Genomic DNA, 20,333 nt, shown 5'->3' on the forward strand with positions numbered 1-20,333 from the left:
AACTGTAGGGCACTTGTCGAATGTGTGACCTAGGTCGCAAGAAGTGGCTTATTGCCATGACTGAAAGATCGCGAGACAGGCGCGCTCCTACAGGAGGCGGTGGGCTTAGAACAGGCGGGCGAGAAGGGCGGTGACGGCGGTTTCGACCCGCAGGATGCGGGCGCCGAGCTGGACCGGTTGCAGCTCGGCCTTGGCCAGCAGGTCGATCTCGTAAGGGATCCACCCGCCTTCCGGGCCAATCGCCAGTGTCACGGCCTGGCTCAGGCCGCGTGGGCAGTCCGGGTAGTCCCCTGGATGACCGACCAGCCCCAAGGTGCCTTCGACCATGGCTGGCAGGCGGTCTTCGACAAACGGCTTGAAGCGCTTTTCGATGATCACTTGCGGCAAGACACTATCGCGAGCTTGCTCGAGCCCCAGGATCAACTGTTCGCGGATGGCTTCGGGCTCCAGAAACGGTGTTTGCCAGAAGCTTTTCTCGACCCGATAACTGTTGACCAGAACTAACCTGGGCACGCCCATCGAGGCGACTGTTTGCAGTACGCGGCGCAGCATCTTCGGGCGCGGCAGGGCCAGCAACAGGGTCAGCGGGAGTTTTTCTGGCGGTGGCTGGTCGAGGTTGAGGATCACCAGCTCCGCTTCCTTGGCCTCAAGGCGCACCAGCTCGGCGCTGCCCATCAGCCCGCCAATACGCCCGACGCGCAGGGTGTCGCCCACCGCGGCACGGTGGACGTCCTGCATGTGGGTCAGGCGCCGATCACGCAGGATCACGCGATCGGCGGCAATGAAATCAGCCTCTTCGAGGAGCAGCAGGTTCACGCGTGTGGCGCTGGCGGTTGGGCGTTGGTGTCGCTGTCGGCCGATTCTTCTTCGTCGCCGCGCTTGTTCTTACTGATCAGGCTGCCAAACAGAATGCCGATTTCAAACAGCATCCACATCGGGACGGCCAGCAGCGTCTGCGAAAAGACGTCCGGCGGGGTCAGGATCATGCCCACGACGAAGCAACCAATGATCACGTAAGGGCGGATCTTGCGCAGGTATTTGACGTCGACGATACCGATCCACACCAGCAGCACCACGGCCACGGGGATTTCAAAGGCCACGCCAAAGGCAAAGAACAGGGTCATGACGAAATCAAGGTAACTGCTGATGTCGGTCATCATCGCCACGCCTTCGGGGGTTGCGGCGGCGAAAAACTTGAACACCAGCGGGAAGACCAGGAAGTAGGCGAAGGCCATACCCGCGTAGAACAAAATGATGCTGGAGATCAGCAGCGGAACGGCAATGCGCTTCTCATGCTTGTACAGGCCGGGCGCAATGAACCCCCAGACCTGATGCAGGATCACCGGGATGGCAATGAACAGCGAGACCATCATGGTCAGCTTGAGCGGCGTGAGGAACGGCGAGGCCACGTCGGTGGCGATCATCGTGGCACCCGCTGGCAGGTATTCACGCAGCGGCGTGGATACCAGGGTGTAGATCTGCTGCGTGAAGGCAAACAGGGCGATGAAGATCAGAAAGATCGCCGCAATACAGCGCAACAAACGAGTACGCAGCTCGGTCAGGTGCGAGACCAGCGGCATTGGCTGGTCGTGTTCTGGCTGCTCGTGCTTGGAGGAGTCGCTCATGCGCTTAAGGGGCTCGCGGTGGCAGGGTTGGGTCGTGTGGCGCTGGCGGCGCAGGCTCGGACTCGGTCTTGCTTTGGCTGGTCGGTGCCGAAGGTGCTGGCACATCAGCATGTGGCTGCGCGACAGGAGCGACTTCGGGCGCTACGGCAGGGGGTGCAACCGGGGCTGGTTCAGTCGGGACCACGGGAGGCACTGTCGGCTGCAGCGGGGCCAAAATCTTCTTGGCTTCCTCTTCCATCGACAAGATGTGTTCGTTGTGCAACTGGCGACGGATTTCGTCAGCGCCGATTTCACGTTCAACTTCCTGTTTGATCGCATTGAAACTGCGTTTCAGGCGACCGATCCACAGGCCTGCGGTGCGTGCAGCACCTGGCAGGCGCTCGGGGCCCAGCACCACCAGGGCAACCAGGCCGACGAGTAGCAGTTCACTGAAGCTGATACCGAACATTAGTTTTGGCTCACACGTCTTTGCGGGTCGGCTCTTCGACTTTTTGGGCCTGCACGTCAATGGTGTGCGGCTCATTCAGGTTCGAAGTGGTGTGTGGTGTGGGTGCGGCAGTTGGCTGCGCAGGAGGAACCACAGGTTCTGCAGGCTTTTCGTCGTCGTTCATGGCTTTGCGAAAGCCTTTGATCGACTCGCCCACGTCGGTACCCAGATTTTTCAGTTTTTTGGTGCCGAAGACGAGGACGACGACTACCAGAATGACGATCCAGTGTTTCCAGTCAAAAATGCCCATGCTGTGCTCCTTGAAAAAAGGGTTTAAGCGGAAGGCCGGGAGGCTTTTTCCACGTGTCCGGAAGTGCCGATGCGGCGCTCCAGTTCATCCAGTACAGCCTGAGGATGCTGCCCCAGTTGGGCCAGCATGATCATGCTGTGGAACCATAAATCAGCCGTTTCATAAATCACATCGCTGCAGTCACCGCTGATGGCAGCATCCTTGGCGGCGATGATGGTTTCGACCGACTCTTCGCCGACTTTCTCCAGAATCTTGTTCAGGCCCTTGTGGTACAGGCTGGCGACATAGGAGCTTTGTGGCGTGGCGCCTTTGCGCTCTTCGAGCACTTTGGCGACGCGGCTTAGGGTGTCAGTCATGAGAGTGGCCTGCGTGATAAATGGCATTCGGGTCTTTGAGCACCGGATCAACGGTCTTCCACTCGGCGTTTTCGTAAACGCGGTAGAAGCAGCTTTGACGGCCGGTATGGCAGGCGATGTCGCCGATTTGCTCAACCATCAGGATGATCACGTCGGCGTCGCAGTCCAGACGCATTTCATGCAGTTTTTGCACGTGCCCTGATTCTTCGCCCTTGCGCCACAGTTTGCCACGCGAGCGTGACCAGTAAATGGCACGGTTTTCTGCCGCAGTCAGGCTCAAGGCCTCGCGGTTCATCCAGGCCATCATCAGTACACGCCCGGTTTTATGGTCCTGGGCAATCGCTGGCACCAAGCCATCGTTGTCCCATTTGATCTCGTCCAGCCAGTCTTTCATGTTTGACTCCGCACTCGCGATGCCACAGTTTGCCAGCCTCTTTCAAGAGTGACCAGAATTCCTACGATCGGCGCACGATCAAATAAAGGCCCACGACCAGCAGGATACCCGCTGGCCAGTAACCGATGCTGCCCAGTGGTCCGACAGTGGCCAGCAAAGCCCCTGTCACCACGTGCCCGGCGCCCAGCAGGCGCAAGAACCACCCATCTCGGGATTCGCGCACCACCAGCGGCTGATTTTTGGCGTGAGGCTGCGACATGCGCTCCAGCAGATCGCGGGTCATGCCCGCCAGGTGCGGGATTTGCTCGACCTGGCTGTGCAGGTTGCGCAGCAGGGTTTTAGGGCTCACGCGCTCGCGCATCCAGCGCTCAAGGAACGGCTGCGCAGTGCTCCACAGGTCCAGGTCGGGATACAACTGGCGCCCCAGACCTTCAATGTTGAGCAGGGTTTTTTGCAGTAACACCAATTGCGGCTGGACTTCCATGTTGAAGCGTCGCGCCGTCTGGAACAGGCGCATCAGCACCTGGCCAAAGGAAATTTCTTTGAGCGGCTTCTCGAAAATCGGCTCGCAGACCGTGCGGATGGCGGCTTCGAATTCATTGAGCTTGGTGTTCGCCGGGACCCAGCCGGAGTCGATGTGCAGTTGAGCCACACGCCGGTAATCACGCTTGAAGAAGGCAAACAGGTTGCGCGCCAGGTAGTCCTGGTCTTCGGGGGTCAGGCTGCCGACGATGCCGCAGTCGATGGCAATGTATTGCGGGCTCCACGGGCTGACCGTGCTGACGAAGATGTTGCCGGGGTGCATGTCGGCATGGAAAAAGCTGTCACGAAACACCTGGGTGAAGAAAATCTCGACCCCGCGCTCAGCGAGCATTTTCATGTCCGTGCGTTGATCGGCCAGGGCCGCCAGATCAGTCACTTGCAGCCCGTAGATACGCTCCATGACCAGCACTTTGGGGCGGCACCAGTCCCAGTAAATCTGCGGCACGTAGAGCAGCGGCGAACCCTCGAAGTTGCGGCGCAACTGGCTGGCGTTGGCCGCCTCGCGCAGCAGGTCGAGTTCGTCGTAGATGGTCTTTTCGTAGTCGCTGACCACGTCCACCGGGTGCAGCAGGCGGGCGTCGGCGCTAAGGCGTTCGGCGGTCTTGGCGAGAATGAACAGCCACGCCATGTCCGAACCGATGATCGGCTTCAGGCCTGGGCGCACCACCTTGACCACCACTTCTTCACCGGTCTTGAGTTTGGCAGCGTGAACCTGAGCCACCGAGGCGGAGGCCAGTGGCTCAATGTCAAAGCGGCTGAAGACGTCGCTGATTTTGGCGCCTAACTGAGATTCGATCAGTTTGACGGCCAGTTCCGGGTCGAAGGGCGGAACGCGGTCTTGCAGCAGCATCAACTCGTCGGCGATGTCCGGTGGGAGCAAGTCGCGACGCGTCGAGAGAATTTGCCCGAACTTGATAAAGATCGGTCCCAGGTCCTGCAAGGCCAGGCGCAAGGCTGCGCCTCGGCTCAGCTCCAGTTTTTTACGCGGGAACCAACGCCACGGCAGGGCATAGCGCAGTGACAAGAGCCACCACGGCAGAGGCAGGGCGAACAGCAGGTCATCCAGTCGGTAGCGAATGACGACGCGCTGGATGCGAAACAAACGGCGTATGGCAAGCAGCTTCATGCGTGATCGCTGGGCTTGAGGGAGCGGCTGAGGCGCTCAACGCGGGCCTCCAGACGGTCCAGGTCGAGTGTGAGTTGGTCGATTTGTTCAAAGCGCGCTTGCGCTTCGCGTTCTCCGACCAAGGTGCGGGCTTCTTCGCTCAGGTATTCGGCCAGGTTCTGATTGAGGCTGACAAATCCTTGCTGGTACCAGTTGGCACGACTGCGTAGATGACCGCCGATGAGGGCAGCAGGCACCGGGCCGAGCCAGCGTGAGAGTTCGTACTCCCAGTCCAGCTCCAGGTCTTGCAGCACGGCCGCCAGTTCCATCAGTGCGGCACTGTCGCCTTCGAGCTCGACTTGCGGGCTGTGCAGCACGGCGCTTTTGTCTTTGCTCAGGGCCAGGCGCAGCAGGTTGGATGTCGGGGCACGCAAGGTGCAATCGGCATCGGCCGCCCACTGCGCGGCCAGCATCAGGCCTTCATCGCTGGGCAGGATAAACAGCTGTACCGTCGGGCTGGTGCCATGGACTGCGATCACCTTGCCGGTCAGAGGGCGCAAGCGCGCCATGGCGGTACTGTCCAACCGTAAAACACGGTTGACGCCGTTTTCGGCGCTGGCGAGAAGGCCGCGCAACAACATCAGGGCTTGATGCCGCGGTGCAGTGCGACGATGCCTGAGGTCATGTTGTGATAGGTCACACGGTCAAAACCGGCCTCGACCATCATCGACTTCAGCGTCTCCTGGTTCGGGTGCATACGGATCGACTCTGCCAGGTAGCGATAGCTGTCGGCATCGTTGAGCACCACCTTGCCAACCAGTGGCATAAAGGCGAACGAGTAGGCGTCGTACACTTTGGACATCAGCGCGTTAGTCGGTTTGGAGAACTCCAGCACCAACAGGCGGCCGCCCGGCTTGAGGACGCGCAGCATGGAGCGCAGGGCGTCTTCCTTGTGGGTGACGTTACGCAGGCCAAAGGCAATCGTGACGCAATCGAAATGGTTGTCCGGGAAAGGCAGCTTCTCGGCGTCGGCCTGAACGAACTCGATATTACCGGCCACGCCCTTGTCCAGCAGGCGATCACGGCCGACCTTGAGCATCGAAGCGTTGATGTCGGCCAGCACCACGTGGCCGGTCGGGCCCACCAGTTGCGAGAACTTGCGCGCCAGGTCGCCAGTGCCACCAGCGATGTCCAGCACCTTGTTGCCTGGGCGTACACCCGACAGTTCAATGGTGAAACGCTTCCACAGACGGTGCATGCCGCCCGACAGAACGTCGTTCATCAGGTCATATTTACCGGCTACGGAGTGGAAGACCTCGGCGACTTTTTCCGCCTTTTGGCTTTCCGGCACGTTCTTGAAGCCGAAGTGAGTGGTGGGTTCGGCATCGCTGCCTTTGCGCTGATCAGTCATATCGCTGTCACCAGAAGAGAATGCTGGCCATTCTAATCCCGGTGGCCGACTTTGTCTTGGCGAGGGTCAATGTAAGTATAGTGATCGACTTATTTGTAAGGAGAGCAGCAATGGCAAACATCAGCGTTGAGCGCCCCCATGCCCTGGGGCTTGAGCAGGCCCGCGTCAAGGCCCGGGAAGTGGTGGGCAAGCTTGAGTCGCAGTACGGGCTGAGCCCTGAGTGGTCCGGCGACAAGGTCACCTTGAAGCGCTCCGGCGTTGAAGCAGTGATGGAAGTAGGCGAGAGCAGTGTGAAGGTGGATGTGAAGCTGGGTATGTTGATGTCGGCGATGAGCGGCATGATCCAGTCGGAAATCGAGCGCTCGCTGGATAAAGCACTGGCGTGATCAGGTTTGTCCGCTCTGCCGATATCGGATCGGCCGAGCGGGCGCCCTGAGCGTTAATGTCGTTATTGTTCAGGCTCTGTACGAAATGTATCTACGCTCGGTTATGGGGTGTTGGAAACAGGCTTGCCTAACTTTTGCTCGAAAACATGTCGTACAGACCGGGTGTGTGAATAGTCAACGTAACGTATCGGTACTGTTTTGCCCCTGTGTGCGAATAAAGCTTAGCTATTGTTTTTAAAAGTTTTTTATTCTTCGGTAGTTTCAAGTGTTGCGGATGAAAGGTGTATGACGGGCTACTGTTTACATAAGCACCGCACAGTGCCAGGAAGGCAGCGGCAGGTGCTTATATACCGTTTATATCTTTCATTTATTGTTAACACTGAACAGGAAGTTCATCGATGGCTAAGGAAATTTACATCAAGCGTGATCATTCGCTGGAACTGGATGAAGCGCTCAAGAGGGCCAAGGCACTGGTGGCTGAGTTGGCCGATGAATACTCGCTTTCTCAGGAGTGGGAGGGCACGGTCGGTAGTATCAAGCACGGGCTGACGGGCGTTACGGGTGGGGTTGAGATTTTTAAGGACGCTGTAGTGGTACATGTGAACTTGAGCTTTTTCTATAGTGCTTTCAAAGGCATGATTGAAGTCAAAATTCATGAGGCGCTGGACCGTGAATTAGGTCGTGTTTGACCTTAACTGCACAGATGCAGCGTTATTGAACCAAACCCTCAACAGTTAAGTTGAGGGTTTTTAGGTATGTCGAGCATTGACGCCTTGAAACATGGAACGTTAACGTCTAAACCTCATTGAGATGAGCATTTTGTTCATCTTGATGACTCGACGTTCTTGTTCGCAGACGTCGCGACTCAACATTGAGGGGAACACGATGGCTGTAAAAAAAACCACGGCAACTCAAGAAAACCATTCATGGGTCGGCAAAGTTGAAGAGTATTCGCGCAAAATCTGGCTCGCAGGTTTGGGCGTGTACTCAAAAATTGATGCCGATGGCAGCAAGCTGTTCGACAGTTTGGTCAAGGACGGCGAAAAAGCCGAAAAACTGGCCAAGAGTGTCGGCAGCAAAGTTGTTGACGAAGCCAAGGCAACGACTTCTTCTGCCCGCTCTCGCGTTGAAGATGTAAAAGACCTGGCGCTGGAAAAGTGGAGTGAGTTGGAGGAGGCTTTCGACAAGCGTCTGAGCAATGCGATCTCTCGTTTGGGCGTGCCGAGTCGTGAAGAAGTTAAAACCTTGCATGCTCAAGTCGAATTGCTGACCAAGCACATTGAAAAGCTGACAGCTGCAGCGGCAAAAGTGACAGCCACCGCGACCGCACCTGCGAGCAAGGCTGCCCCTGCCAAAGCGACCGCAGCCAAACCCGCCGTTAAGGCCGCTGCCAAACCTGCGGCGAGCAAACCGGCATCCGCCAAGCCTGCTGCCAAGCCAGCAGCAAGTGCCGCGGCGAAGCCTGCGACCCAGCCAGCGGCCAAGGCGGCAGCAAAACCTGCGGCCAAACCTGCGACCAAGGCCGCTGCAAAACCTGCAGCTAAACCCGCGACCAAGGCAGTTGCAAAACCTGCGGCCAGCTCCGCGGCAAAGCCAGCCGCCAAACCTGCCGCCAAGGCACCGGCCAACGCTTCGCCAGCAAGTAAACCCACCCCTGCGAAACCTGCGGCGGCCAAACCTGCTGCGAAAAAACCGGCGGCGGCTAAAAAGCCGGTCAAGGCTCCTGCAGCAGCAACAGAGCCAAGCCCAGGCACACCGCCTAAAACCTCGTAAGTTAAACCGGCCCTCACTGCAACTGCAGCAAGAGCCGGTCGATGCCCGATTGCCTCGCGATCTTTTGATCTACAGGGTCAGCCCAAGATCAAAAGATCGCGAGACAAGCTCGCTTTCGTAACCGTCTGACGAGTTGCCGTGCTTTAGAGCATCAACTTGACTACCGACTCAGAAGGGTCTCGCGACTTGCCGGCCTTTTTCAGTTCGGCCAGGTAGTCATCCCACAGTTCTTGCTGGCGTACCCCCAGTTGATACAGATATTCCCAGGTAAACAGGCCGCTGTCGTGACCGTCATCGAAGGTCAGCTTCAGGGCGTACTGACCTGCGGGTTCTACCTTGGTCAAACCGACATTGATTTTGCCGAATTGAAGGATTGGGTTGCCGTGGCCCTGCACTTCTGCGGACGGCGAATGCACGCGCAGCAACTCGGCCGGCAGAACGTATTGTTCGCCGTTTGGGTAGGTGAGGGTCAGGGTCTTTGATGCTTTTTGCAGGTTGATGGCGCTGGGGATCATGGTCATAACCTTTTGGGTGTCACACAAACCATTTAGCCGCTGGTGCAGACTGCGATTTCTCGCAGCCTACAGCAGCGGCTAAGGGTATTGCGTGTCTTACAGGATGTAGCGTGAGAGATCTTCGTTCTTGGCCAGTTCGCCCAAGTGGCTGTTTACGTACTCGGCGTCGATGCGAATCGGCTCTGCGTCGTGTGCGCTGGCGATGTCACCGGCACTGAAAGACACTTCTTCGAGCAGGCGCTCCAGCAGCGTGTGCAGGCGACGAGCACCGATGTTCTCGGTCTTCTCGTTAACCTGCCAGGCAATTTCTGCCAGACGCTTGATGCCTTCAGGCTGGAACTCGATGTTCAGGCCTTCGGTCTTCAGCAGTTCGCGGTATTGCTCTGTCAGCGAAGCGTGCGGCTCGCTGAGGATGCGCTCGAAGTCTTCCGGGGTCAGTGCCTTGAGTTCGACACGGATCGGCAGACGACCTTGCAGCTCAGGCACCAGGTCGCTTGGCTTGCTCAGGTGGAACGCACCGGAGGCAATAAACAGGATGTGGTCGGTCTTGACCATGCCCAGCTTGGTGTTGACGGTGCAGCCTTCGATCAGCGGCAGCAGGTCGCGCTGCACGCCTTCACGGGAAACATCGGCGCCGCCAACGTTGCCGCGCTTGGCCACTTTGTCGATTTCATCGATGAACACGATGCCGTGTTGCTCGACAGCTTCCAGGGCTTTGGCCTTGAGTTCTTCGTCGTTGACCAGGCGGCTGGCTTCTTCGTCACGCACCATTTTCAGGGCTTCTTTGACTTTCAGCTTGCGGCTCTTGCGTTTGCCTTTGCCCATGTTGGCAAACAGGCTTTGCAGCTGGTTGGTCATTTCTTCCATGCCCGGTGGCGCGGAAATATCGACGCCAGCGATGTCGGCAACTTCGATTTCGATTTCTTTGTCGTCCAGCTGGCCTTCGCGCAGGCGCTTGCGGAACAGCTGGCGGGTGTTGGAATCCGACGACGAAACGGCGGCTTCTTCGCCGAACGTGCGGGCAGGTGGCAACAGTGCATCGAGGATGCGCTCTTCGGCGGCATCTTCGGCGCGGTGGCGGACTTTAACGATTTCCTGCTCGCGCAGCAGCTTGATGGCGGCGTCGGCCAGATCACGGATGATCGACTCAACGTCACGGCCGACATAGCCCACTTCGGTGAACTTGGTGGCCTCAACCTTGATGAACGGCGCGTTGGCCAGCTTGGCCAGACGACGGGCGATTTCGGTTTTACCGACACCGGTGGGGCCGATCATCAGAATGTTTTTCGGAGTCACTTCAACACGCAGCTCTTCAGGGAGCTGCATGCGGCGCCAGCGGTTACGCAAGGCGATGGCTACGGCGCGTTTGGCGTCGTCCTGACCGATGATATGGCGATTGAGTTCGTGGACGATTTCGCGGGGAGTCATGGACATAATAATTGGCGTTCCTCTAGCTGAAGTAAGGTGCACACACGGGGCCAGCAGGCTGGCCCGGCAGGAGGCTTATTCAGCGAGGTCCTGCTCCTCAAGAGTGATGTTGTGGTTGGTGAACACGCAGATGTCGCCAGCAATACCCAGGGCGGTTTCGACGATCTCGCGGGCTGGCAGGTCGGTTTTGAGCAGCAGGGCGCGGGCTGCTGCCTGGGCGAATGCACCGCCCGAACCCATTGCAATCAAGCCGTCTTCTGGCTCAACTACGTCGCCGTTACCGGTGATGATCAAGGAAGCATCCTTGTTGGCGACTGCCAGCATGGCTTCCAGGCGGCTCAGCGAGCGGTCGGTACGCCATTCTTTGGCCAACTCGACAGCCGCGCGAACCAGATGGCCCTGGTGTTTTTCCAGTTGGCCTTCAAAACGTTCGAACAGGGTGAATGCATCAGCAGTTGCACCGGCAAAACCGGCAATGACCTGGCCGTGGTACAGGCGACGGACTTTTTTCGCGTTGCCTTTCATCACGGTGTTGCCAAGGGAAACCTGGCCGTCGCCAGCCATTACGACTTTGCCGTGGCGGCGAACTGAAACGATGGTGGTCAAGGGAGAATCTCCACGCAGCGGGGCGAAAATGCCTGATGGAGATACATATGGGGGTTGTGGAGAGTATTTCAACCACAGGGAGGGAATGCAGATGAATGGAGTCAGAGATTTCGTGTTGAGCGGGTGGGAGCGGGCTTGCTCGCGATACAGGCAGCGCGGTGTAACAGGTATTTCGATGTGATGCCATCGCGAGTAAGTCCGCTCCCGCAGGGTTCATGTTCCTGCGGGAGCGGCGGGTGTTAGCGGCGCTGTTGCAGCAGCAGATTGTTGAAGCCGCCGCCGGCCAGTTGCTTTTGAGCCACCGTTAGCTGTTCACGATTGCTGAATGGGCCAACCAGTACGCGGTACCAGGTTTCGTCCTTCACCGTGCCCGATTCCACCGAAGCAGATTGGCCGAGCAGGATGATCTGGGCGCGCACTTTGTCAGCATCGGCCTGTTTACGGAACGAGCCTGCCTGCAGGAAGAATCGGGTCGTCGTGGGTGCTTCTTTAACGACCGGTGGTGCAGGCGGCGGCGTGAGGCCGTTCAGGGCTGCTTGAGCCCGTACGGTGTCGATTTTTGCCGCTTCAGCCGGAGTCACTGGCGCCAGAGGTGCGGTGGGCTGTGCCGGGGGTGTTTTCTCCGGCACGGCTTCAGGCGGCACGATCACTTCCGACTCGGGCAGCAACGTGTAGAAGTCGTACTTGGGCTTGACCGGCTGAGTCGGGCTTGGCGCCGTCTTGTTGGCGTCGGCCGCTTGCGTAGTCTTTTGCGGCTCTTGCTTGACCCGTTTGACGTCATCGCCCTTGCCCGGCTCCAGTTTCATCAGAAACACGATGAACGCGCCGACGGTCAGGCCGATGGCTAGCCATAACCAGCCCGGAATCGGCTTTTTGGCAGGCGCCTGATACCGGCTGGCGCCTCGCTTGGGTGCAGGTTTTTTCTTGGCGGCCAACTTACATACGCTCCAGAGTTTCCAGGCCCAGCAATTCCAGGCCTTGCTTGAGGGTCAGGCCTGCCAAGGCTGCCAGGCGCAGACGGCTTTGTTTTTGGACTTCGTCTTCAGCGTTCAGGATCGGGCAGTTCTCATAGAAGCTGGAGAACAGACCGGCCACTTCGTACAGATAGGTGCACAGTGTATGAGGTGTGCCTTTTTCAGCAACATTGTTCAGTACTTCGCCGAATTGCGCCAGTTTAGCGGCCAATTCCTGCTCTTGTGGTGCCGACAGGACGATATGGCCTTGGACTTCGTCAAAGCGCTTGCCCAGTTTGCGGAACACGCCCGCAACACGGGTGTAGGCATAGAGCAGGTAAGGTGCAGTATTGCCTTCAAAGTTCAACATCTGGTCAAAGTTGAAGCTGTAGTCGCTGGCGCGGTGCTTGGACAAGTCCGCGTATTTCACCGCGTCGATACCCACCACCTTGGCAATGGCGCGTAATTCTTCTTCGGCCAGCTCAGGGTTCTTCTCTTTCACCAGGGTGTAAGCACGTTCCTGGGCTTCGGTGAGCAGGTCGATCAGTTTTACCGTGCCACCGTCGCGGGTTTTGAATGGACGGCCGTCGGCGCCGTTCATGGTGCCGAAGCCCATGTGTTCCATTTCCATCGGGTGGGTCACAAAACCGGCCTTGCGCGCCACGGCAAACACTTGCTGGAAGTGCAGGGCCTGACGCTGGTCCACGAAGTACAGGGCGCGATCGGCCTTCAGCACGCCGCTGCGGTAGCGCACGGCGGCCAAGTCAGTGGTGGCATACAGGTAGCCGCCGTCGGCCTTGACGATAATCACAGGCAGCGGCTCGCCTTCGGCGTTCTTGAATTCATCGAGGAACACACACTGCGCGCCGTTGCTTTCGACCAGCATGCCTTTGGCCTTCAGGTCGTTGACGACGTTGATCAGGTCATCGTTGTAGGCGCTTTCGCCCATAACGTCAGCCATGGTCAATTTAACGTTCAGTAGTTCGTAGATTTTCTGACAGTGGGACAACGAGATGTCTTTGAACTTAGTCCACAGCGCCAGGCAGTCCGGGTCGCCGGCTTGCAGCTTGACCACCAGGCTACGGGCGCGATCGGCAAATTCCGGGGACTCGTCGAAGCGCTTTTTGGCCGCACGGTAGAAGTTCTCGAGGTCCGACAGCTCGTCGCTGGTGATCGGGTTTTCTTCCAGGTAGGCCATCAGCATGCCGAATTGCGTGCCCCAGTCGCCCACGTGGTTCTGACGAATCACCTCGTCACCCAGAAACTCCAGCACCCGTGCCACACCGTCGCCAATAATGGTCGAACGCAGGTGGCCTACGTGCATTTCCTTGGCCAGGTTAGGCGCGGACATGTCGATTGCCGTGCGCTGGATCGGGCCAGCCTTGCGCACACCCAGCTTCGGGTCGGCCAGTGCTGCGTCCAGGCGCGCAGCCAGGGCTTGGGTGTTCTGGAAGAAGTTCAGGAAGCCGGGGCCAGCGATTTCAACCTTGCTGATCTGCTCGTCGGCGGGCAGGGCGGCAATGATTTTTTCAGCCAGATCGCGTGGTTTCATACCGGCAGGCTTGGCCAGCATCATGGCGATGTTACTGGCGAAGTCGCCGTGGGTCTTGTCACGGGCGTTTTCCACCTGAATCGCTGGCGTCAGGCCTTCAGGCAACACTCCTTCAGTGACGAGTTGAGCGAGGGCTTGTTGAATCAGCTGGCGAATGGTGTCTTTCATGGTCTTCTCTTTCGACCGCAAGCGCGGTAGCGCTTCAGTGCGCAGGTGGAAAAACTGGGTATTGTCCGCTAACGGAGCTTCAAGCTGCAAGCCTGTAGGCGCAGCCGGTTGACGCTCGATTGTCTCGCGATCTTTTTCGTTTAAAAGATCGCGAGACAAGCTCGCGCCTACACGCCGTGGATCAGTAAAGGTCCACAGGATCGACATCCAGCGACCAGCGGACTTGTCTGCCGCTGGGCATTTGTTCAAGGATCAGCAGCCAGTGGCTCAGCAGCCGATGCAGCGGCGCGCGGGCGTTGGCTTGTAAAAGTAGTTGAGCGCGGTAGCGTCCGGCGCGGCGCTCCATGGGCGCCGGGACGGGGCCCAGCAGTTCGATACCGCTCAGGTTCATCTCGCCCAGCAAGCGCTCGGCCTCGCTGCAGGCTTCATCCAGGAATCCTTCGGCTTGCCCCGGCTTGTGCGCTTCGGCCCGTAACAGCGCCAGGTGCGCAAAGGGCGGCAAACCGGCCGCACGGCGTTCGCTCAAGGCTTGTTCGGCAAAGGCAAAGTAACCTTGCTCGGTCAGTTGAATCAGCAACGGGTGGTCGGCCAGGTGGGTCTGGATAATCACTCTGCCCGGCTCTTCAGCCCGGCCGGCACGGCCTGCGACCTGTACGATCAACTGGGCCATACGTTCGCTGGCGCGGAAATCGCCCGAGAACAGCCCGCCATCCGCGTCCAGAATCGCCACCAGGGTTACTCGTGGAAAGTGATGGCCCTTGGCGAGCATTTGGGTGCCGACCAGAATGCACGGCTGGCCTTTCTGGATGGTGGCGAACAGCTGGCTCATGGCGTCTTTGCGTGAGGTGCTATCGCGGTCGACACGCAGCACCGGGTAGTCGGGGAACAGGATCGCCAGCCGCTCCTCGGCGCGCTCGGTCCCCGCGCCAACAGGGCGCAGGTCGACCTTGGCGCATTGCGGGCAGTTGCGAGGCACGCGTTCGACGTGGCCGCAGTGGTGGCAGCGTAATTCGCCGGACCGCTGATGGACGGTCATCCGTGCATCGCAGCGCTTGCACTCAGACATCCAGCCGCAGTCGTGGCATAGCAGGGTGGGCGCGAAACCGCGACGGTTGAGAAACACCAGCACTTGCTGGCCTGCTGCTAGCGTTTGTCCGATGGCCTGTTGCATCGGGCCGGAAATACCGCTGTCGAGCGGGCGACTTTTTACATCCAGACGCAGGAAACGTGGCTGTTTGGCCCCGCCTGCGCGTTGGTTCAGGCGCAGTAAACCGTATCGACCGGTGTAGGCGTTATGCAGGCTTTCCAGGGACGGCGTGGCCGAGCCGAGCACGATCGGAATGTTTTCTTGTCGCGCGCGCACCAGCGCCAGGTCGCGAGCGTGATAGCGCAGCCCTTCCTGCTGTTTATAAGAGCTGTCGTGTTCCTCGTCGATAATGATCAGCCCGGGGTTTTTCATCGGGGTGAACAGGGCTGAGCGGGTGCCAATAATGATGTCGGCCTCGCCGTCGCGGGCGGCGAGCCAGCTTTCAAGGCGTTCGCGGTCATTGACCGCCGAATGCACCAGCGCGATGCGGGCATTGAAGCGCTGTTCGAAGCGAGCCAGGGTTTGCGGCCCCAGGTTGATCTCGGGAATCAGCACCAAAGCCTGTTTACCAGCTTCGAGCGTGGCGCGGATCAGTTGCAAATACACTTCGGTCTTGCCGCTGCCTGTCACGCCCGCCAATAAAAAAGCGTGGAAGCTGTCGAACCCGGCTCGAATGGCTTCGCAAGCGGCGCGTTGTTCGTCATTGAGCGGCAACTCGGGCTGAGCCAGCCAATGTTCATGGCGCGGTGTCGGCGCATGACGGCGGATTTCGACGGTCACCAGCTCTTTGGCCAGCAACAGGTCGAGGCTGTCTTTGTTCAGCTTTAACTTGCTCAGTAACTGGTGGGCCACGCCATGCGGGTGCTGCGCGAGGGTCGCCAGGGCCTCACGCTGGCGCGGGGCGCGGGCGATGCGCGGATCGTTGAGCCGGGCACCGGGGGCGATCTGCCAGAAACGTTCTTGTCGGGTCTCGGCCAGCTCACCCTGTCGCAGCAGCACAGGCAGCGCCCAGCTCAGCGTGTCGCCCAGGCTGTGCTGGTAATACTGCGATGTCCACAGGCACAGCTTGAAGAGCGAGGCAGGCAGTGGCGCAGTGGTGTCGAGCAAGGCGATGGCCGGCTTGAGTTTGTCGGCCGGGACTTCGCTGTGATCGGCGACTTCCACCAGAATGCCGATCATTTCCCGTCGCCCGAACGGCACCCGCAAGCGCATGCCTGGCTGTAATTGACTGCGCTGCATACCCGCCGGCGCCCGGTAATCAAACAGGCGGCGCAGGGGGGAAGGCAGGGCAAGGCGCAAAATGGCGTCGGGCACGCGGGGCTCTCAAATGATGAACGGTCAATATGGCCGGGAGCCTAGCAGACAACGCGCCCGGAAGCAGGTCTGTGGCAGGTGAAAACGCCAGGATGACAATCAGCAAGACCCGACCCCCGGTGCTTGCGTCTCTATAAAGGTCTGGTATTATTCCCGCCCTAAATTTACGTGCGGTATTCAACAATGGTGTTGAGTGGCGGCACGCTAGCCTGAGGAATACCCCATGAAAGCCGATATCCATCCAGCGTACGAAGTGATCGAAGTAACTTGCAGCTGCGGCAACAAGTTCGAAACTCGTTCTAACCTGTGCAAGCCACTGGGTACTGACGTATGCAACGAGTGCCACCCGTTCTACACCGGTAAGCAAAAAACTCTGGACGTTGGCGGTCGTGTTGATCGCTTCAAAACTCGTTTTGGTGCTTTCGGCGCTACAAAAGCGGCCAAGTAAGGCGCATGACCTTGGGCAGGCTTTTGGGTCTGACCGGGTTAGCGAAAAAGGCGTCCCTTGCGGGCGCCTTTTTTGTGTCTGCGATTTGGTATTGCGCCGCTCAAGCGCAGGAGCTGTGCCCTGCGCCGCGCGCGGTCACTTACGCGCAGGTGGAGCGCGTGGTCGATGGTGATTCGTTGCGGCTCAAAGATGGCCGCAGCGTGCGTTTGATCGGCCTCAACGCCCCGGAAATCGGTAAAAAGGGCCAGCCAGACGAGCCCTTTGCTGAGGCCGCTCGCAAGCGACTGCTGGCGCTGGTTTCGCAAAGTGACGGGCGCGTAGGCTTGCTAATGGGCCAGCAACCGAAAGATCGCTATGGCCGCACCTTGGCCCATGTTTTCGGCGCCAATGGCAGCAATTTCGAAGCACAGTTACTGGCGGATGGCTTGGGTTTTCAAGTCGCCCTGGCGCCTAACGTTGAACTGCTGGCGTGCCAGCAGGCCGCTGAACAGCGTGCACGCATGGGGCGCCTTGGATTGTGGCGGCAGTCGCCAGTGTTGGCGCCGCAACAAATCAGTCGTTCAGGCTTTGCCCTGTTGAGTGCCAAGGTCACCCGGGTGCAGCGAAATCGTGGCGGCCTGTGGCTTGATCTGGAGGGCGGTGCGGTGGTGCGCATTGCCCCCGAATCTCTGCACAACTTCGATCAGACAGCACTCAATCGCTTGCAGGGCCAGCAGGTCGAAGTGCGCGGCTGGGTGCTGGATCGCGCCCGGCGGGGTGGTTTGAAAACAGGGCAGGCGCGCTGGATGGTGTCATTGACCCATCCTGGGATGCTGAAAACCGTTTCGAATGTAAAGTTGTAGACAATTTTATATTCATATTGTGGACATTCAGCCCTTCTAGTGCGCAGCTCTTGGCCCAAAGTCGTAGGGTAAAGCCCTTGACACTGCTGACTGGTCAGTCTTGTCGGGACTTTACGACACGCGTATGCTCGGCGGTCCGTCGTCCAACAGAAAAAAAGCGGAATGCCTATATGTCTGATTTGAAAACCGCCGCTCTCGAATATCATGCCCAGCCCCGCCCAGGGAAACTGAGCGTCGAGCTCACCAAACCTACTGCGACTGCCCGCGATCTCGCGCTGGCATACAGCCCGGGTGTAGCCGAGCCAGTACGCGAAATCGCCCGCGATCCTGAGCTGGCCTACAAATACACCGGCAAGGGCAACCTGGTCGCCGTAATTTCTGATGGCACCGCAATTCTGGGCTTGGGTAACCTCGGCCCATTGGCTTCCAAGCCTGTCATGGAAGGCAAAGGCGTACTGTTCAAGCGCTTTGCCGGTGTGGATGTGTTCGACATCGAAGTCGATGCAGAAAGCCCACAAGCCTTCATCGACACCGTGAAGCGTATTTCCATCACCTTCGGCGGCATCAACCTCGAAGACATCAAGGCCCCTGAGTGCTTTGAAATTGAGCGTGCTCTGATCGAGCAGTGCGATATTCCGGTTTTCCACGACGACCAGCACGGTACCGCGATCGTTACCGCGGCCGGTATGATCAACGCCCTGGAAATCGCTGGCAAAACCCTGCCAGAAGCCAAGATCGTGTGCCTGGGCGCAGGTGCAGCCGCTATCTCCTGCATGAAACTGCTGGTGAGCATGGGCGCGAAGATCGAAAACATCTACATGATCGACCGTTCCGGTGTGATCCACTCTGACCGTGACGACCTGAACCAGTACAAGGCAGTGTTCGCCCACGCGACTGAAAAACGCACCCTGGCTGACGCTCTGGAAGGTGCCGACGTGTTCGTGGGCCTGTCCGGCCCGAACCTGCTGAGCGCTGAAGGCCTGAAATCCATGGCAGCCAACCCGATCGTGTTTGCGTGCTCCAACCCGGATCCGGAAATCTCCCCGGAACTGGCTCACGCCACACGCAGCGACGTGATCATGGCCACTGGCCGTTCGGACTACCCGAACCAGGTCAACAACGTGCTGGGCTTCCCGTTCATCTTCCGTGGTGCCTTGGACGTGCGTGCCAAGCGTATCAACGAAGAAATGAAAATCGCAGCGGCCAACGCACTGCGTGAACTGGCCAAACTGCCAGTACCACAAGAAGTGTGCGACGCCTATGGCGGCATCAAGCTGGAATTCGGTCGTGAGTACATCATTCCGAAACCAATGGACGCCCGCCTGATCACCCTGATCTCCGATGCCGTGGCCAAAGCCGCCATCGAGACCGGTGTGGCCACCCTGCCGTACCCGAAACACTACCCGCTCAAAAGCGTGGATGACGTCTTCAACGGCTAAGCCCGCGTAGCGTCAAAACAAAGCCCCGGCTCGAAAGAGTCGGGGCTTTTTGTTTTGGGTCGGACTCTTGAAAGGTCCGATTCACTCTCAATCATGTCCTCTGTATTTCAAGATTATTCCTACATAAATCAGTGCAGCTTTCCGTTAGCGTCTGCGTATCTTTTTTTGACGTTTCTTCATGACGCCCTCTGATATGCATACACCAGTGCCCTTTTCCCAGAGTACCCGCCTTCAATTGGTCGATGAGCAGGGCAAACGTCACCACGATTACCTGGATGCCACAGGGCGCGGGGCAATCAGCCGTCCGTCTGGTAAACCATTGCGGGCCCTAAGCCTCCTGCTGTCGGGCGCAGGCCAGCCATGTGCCCTGAACCGCTACCAAATGGCCTTGGTGGCTGCGCACGGCGGCTGCATCCTTGAGCCCGTTGCACAGGGACAACAGGCCTATCGCCCGTTGTACCAGGACGTGGAGTATTCGCAGCGTTTCCAGCAGATGCCGCAGGGCTGCGATCAGCTCGTTATGGCCCACAACCATGAGCTGTTGCTGATTGCCGTGCGCGATCGGCGCCCGGCGATGGACTTTTTGGCGGATGGCGGTCTGGAGCCGGTACCCTTTGAGGAGGGCGCAGGCCGCGTTCACCGAGGCTTTTACCAAGCCGCCAAGCTTATCTATGAGCGTGTGAGTGCCTGTCTGAATAACGGTTTCGCGGCCCATAAAGTGCTGATGTGCGGGCACGGTGTGAGTGGCGCCATCGCTCTGATTCTGAGCCAGATGCTGCGTCACCGTGACGTGCAGCTTTATACCTACGGCGCCCCTCGCGCTGGCGACGCTACCTTTGTTCGGGCGGCGCAGTCACTGGTGCATGAACGGATGGTCCACCATCACGATCCCCTGCCCAGTCTGCCGGGCAGTTGGATGTACACCCGGCTGTCGGCATATCACGGGCACGCCACGCTAGGCTTTAATCATGCAGTGCCCGAGCTGGGAGTTTTTGTGGCGGGCCTCAGCGCTTTAACCGGTGAGCTGTATCAGCATCACGGGGCCTTGTGCCACTTCATGCCGCTGACGTCAGGACAGAAGGGCTCGCACCTGATGTGGGCGCCTGCGAGCGATATTGTGACTCAGCATGCGGTGAGCCTCGCGCTGTATGAGCATGTGCGTGACAGGCCAGAGTGCGACGGCTTGGTCGAGTCGTTAATCGGGCCCTGGAAGTCATTGGGCGTGGACAGTTATGTCGCGAGCAGTTGGGATGTATTGCAGCGTTCACAGGCTGCGCTGAAGGCTCGACAACCCGAGTTGGCAGAAACCGAAGTGCAGGCGATTGACCTAGCGTTTGAACATATCGCGCAGCAACTGCGTAGCTGCTATCAGGCTGTGGTGAGTGCGGTGTATGCGGACCCGCTTGAGCAACAACGCATGATCAACCTGTTGATGCGCGAGCTGAGCCGGCTCCACATCACCCGCCAGCGCTTGTACGATTTGAGGTTCAAGGTGCCAAACGTGGCTGAGGTCTACGGCGACTGTGTGATGAGGGCAGGGGCTGACGCCCATGTCTGAACGGCTTTCCCTGTAAAGCTCTTGAATAACCTTGAATTAAACGACTCATTTCCCTTCGATGTTAGAGAAGCATCCTACATCTGCTTTTAGCTC

22 protein-coding genes are annotated in these 20,333 nt (G+C 58.7%); 7 read left to right on the plus strand and 15 right to left on the minus strand.

What is annotated here, in order from left to right:
- Positions 1-105: 105 nt before the first annotated feature.
- The 9 genes from NTD86_RS01475 to ubiE form a co-directional block, all read right to left on the minus strand.
- Entirely contained in the window at positions 106-816 is a 711-nt protein-coding gene (locus tag NTD86_RS01475; RefSeq protein WP_262200364.1) for a 16S rRNA (uracil(1498)-N(3))-methyltransferase, read from the minus strand.
- Entirely contained in the window at positions 813-1,625 is an 813-nt protein-coding gene (gene tatC / locus NTD86_RS01480) for a twin-arginine translocase subunit TatC (RefSeq protein WP_262200365.1), read from the minus strand. Before tatC ends, NTD86_RS01475 begins: the two co-directional genes overlap by 4 nt.
- 4 nt (positions 1,626-1,629) lie before the next feature.
- On the minus strand, positions 1,630-2,073 hold the full coding sequence (tatB, locus tag NTD86_RS01485) for a Sec-independent protein translocase protein TatB (RefSeq protein WP_262200366.1): 444 nt from the start codon (positions 2,071-2,073) through the stop codon (positions 1,630-1,632).
- Positions 2,074-2,083: 10 nt separating this feature from the next.
- Positions 2,084-2,362 (minus strand): twin-arginine translocase TatA/TatE family subunit, encoded by a 279-nt coding sequence (locus NTD86_RS01490; RefSeq protein ID WP_262200367.1) that lies wholly within the window; start codon positions 2,360-2,362, stop codon positions 2,084-2,086.
- Between the two features lie 23 nt (positions 2,363-2,385).
- Positions 2,386-2,718, minus strand: a complete 333-nt coding sequence (locus NTD86_RS01495; protein ID WP_262200368.1) for a phosphoribosyl-ATP diphosphatase — start codon at positions 2,716-2,718, stop codon at positions 2,386-2,388.
- Positions 2,711-3,112, minus strand: a complete 402-nt coding sequence (hisI, locus tag NTD86_RS01500; RefSeq protein WP_019412272.1) for a phosphoribosyl-AMP cyclohydrolase — start codon at positions 3,110-3,112, stop codon at positions 2,711-2,713. The genes NTD86_RS01495 and hisI overlap by 8 nt, the downstream gene beginning before the upstream one ends.
- 61 nt (positions 3,113-3,173) lie before the next feature.
- Positions 3,174-4,781 (minus strand): ubiquinone biosynthesis regulatory protein kinase UbiB, encoded by a 1,608-nt coding sequence (ubiB, locus tag NTD86_RS01505; RefSeq protein WP_262200369.1) that lies wholly within the window; start codon positions 4,779-4,781, stop codon positions 3,174-3,176.
- Positions 4,778-5,401, minus strand: coding sequence for an SCP2 domain-containing protein (locus tag NTD86_RS01510; RefSeq protein WP_262200370.1), 624 nt, complete (start codon positions 5,399-5,401; stop codon positions 4,778-4,780). Before NTD86_RS01510 ends, ubiB begins: the two co-directional genes overlap by 4 nt.
- The gene (gene ubiE, locus NTD86_RS01515) at positions 5,401-6,171 is read right to left on the minus strand and encodes a bifunctional demethylmenaquinone methyltransferase/2-methoxy-6-polyprenyl-1,4-benzoquinol methylase UbiE (RefSeq protein ID WP_262200371.1); all 771 of its coding nucleotides are present in this window, start codon (positions 6,169-6,171) and stop codon (positions 5,401-5,403) included. Before ubiE ends, NTD86_RS01510 begins: the two co-directional genes overlap by 1 nt.
- A gap of 110 nt (positions 6,172-6,281) precedes the next feature.
- Between ubiE and NTD86_RS01520 the strand changes: the two genes are divergently transcribed.
- The 3 genes from NTD86_RS01520 (at position 6,282) to NTD86_RS01530 (ending at position 8,330) form a co-directional block, all read left to right on the plus strand.
- Positions 6,282-6,557: a polyhydroxyalkanoic acid system family protein gene (locus tag NTD86_RS01520; RefSeq protein ID WP_262200372.1), complete on the plus strand. Its 276-nt coding sequence runs from the start codon at positions 6,282-6,284 to the stop codon at positions 6,555-6,557.
- Positions 6,558-6,955: 398 nt separating this feature from the next.
- Positions 6,956-7,246, plus strand: a complete 291-nt coding sequence (locus tag NTD86_RS01525; protein ID WP_262200373.1) for a polyhydroxyalkanoic acid system family protein — start codon at positions 6,956-6,958, stop codon at positions 7,244-7,246.
- Positions 7,247-7,442: 196 nt separating this feature from the next.
- Complete coding sequence (locus tag NTD86_RS01530) at positions 7,443-8,330, plus strand: phasin family protein (protein ID WP_262200374.1); 888 nt, start codon at positions 7,443-7,445, stop codon at positions 8,328-8,330.
- A 143-nt stretch (positions 8,331-8,473) separates the two neighbouring features.
- Here the strand turns inward: NTD86_RS01530 and NTD86_RS01535 are convergent, their stop codons facing one another.
- From NTD86_RS01535 to NTD86_RS01560, 6 genes are all read right to left on the minus strand, one after another.
- A complete protein-coding gene (locus NTD86_RS01535) occupies positions 8,474-8,851 on the minus strand; it encodes a DUF971 domain-containing protein (RefSeq protein ID WP_262200375.1) in 378 nt (125 codons plus the stop codon).
- Between the two features lie 90 nt (positions 8,852-8,941).
- A complete protein-coding gene (gene hslU / locus NTD86_RS01540) occupies positions 8,942-10,279 on the minus strand; it encodes an ATP-dependent protease ATPase subunit HslU (RefSeq protein ID WP_262200376.1) in 1,338 nt (445 codons plus the stop codon).
- Between the two features lie 69 nt (positions 10,280-10,348).
- Positions 10,349-10,879: an ATP-dependent protease subunit HslV gene (gene hslV / locus NTD86_RS01545; protein WP_262200378.1), complete on the minus strand. Its 531-nt coding sequence runs from the start codon at positions 10,877-10,879 to the stop codon at positions 10,349-10,351.
- A 239-nt stretch (positions 10,880-11,118) separates the two neighbouring features.
- Entirely contained in the window at positions 11,119-11,814 is a 696-nt protein-coding gene (locus NTD86_RS01550; protein WP_262200379.1) for an SPOR domain-containing protein, read from the minus strand.
- 1 nt (position 11,815) lies between these two features.
- Positions 11,816-13,552: an arginine--tRNA ligase gene (argS, locus tag NTD86_RS01555; protein ID WP_262200380.1), complete on the minus strand. Its 1,737-nt coding sequence runs from the start codon at positions 13,550-13,552 to the stop codon at positions 11,816-11,818.
- A 181-nt stretch (positions 13,553-13,733) separates the two neighbouring features.
- Positions 13,734-15,953, minus strand: coding sequence for a primosomal protein N' (locus NTD86_RS01560; RefSeq protein ID WP_262200381.1), 2,220 nt, complete (start codon positions 15,951-15,953; stop codon positions 13,734-13,736).
- A gap of 223 nt (positions 15,954-16,176) precedes the next feature.
- Here NTD86_RS01560 and rpmE point away from each other — a divergent pair, with 223 nt between their 5' ends.
- The 4 genes from rpmE to NTD86_RS01580 all read left to right on the plus strand — a co-directional run bounded on the left by rpmE (position 16,177) and on the right by NTD86_RS01580 (position 20,240).
- Entirely contained in the window at positions 16,177-16,401 is a 225-nt protein-coding gene (rpmE, locus tag NTD86_RS01565) for a 50S ribosomal protein L31 (protein ID WP_262200382.1), read from the plus strand.
- A gap of 5 nt (positions 16,402-16,406) precedes the next feature.
- Positions 16,407-17,243 carry a thermonuclease family protein gene (locus NTD86_RS01570; protein ID WP_262200383.1) on the plus strand — a complete coding sequence of 279 codons (837 nt, stop codon included), beginning with the start codon at positions 16,407-16,409 and terminating at the stop codon, positions 17,241-17,243.
- Positions 17,244-17,413: 170 nt separating this feature from the next.
- On the plus strand, positions 17,414-18,682 hold the full coding sequence (locus NTD86_RS01575) for a malic enzyme-like NAD(P)-binding protein (protein ID WP_262200384.1): 1,269 nt from the start codon (positions 17,414-17,416) through the stop codon (positions 18,680-18,682).
- A gap of 205 nt (positions 18,683-18,887) precedes the next feature.
- Positions 18,888-20,240 (plus strand): lipase family protein, encoded by a 1,353-nt coding sequence (locus NTD86_RS01580; protein ID WP_262200385.1) that lies wholly within the window; start codon positions 18,888-18,890, stop codon positions 20,238-20,240.
- The last annotated feature ends 93 nt before the right edge of the window (positions 20,241-20,333 follow it).

This window comes from Pseudomonas sp. 7P_10.2_Bac1, from assembly GCF_025465935.1.
GTDB lineage: Bacteria > Pseudomonadota > Gammaproteobacteria > Pseudomonadales > Pseudomonadaceae > Aquipseudomonas.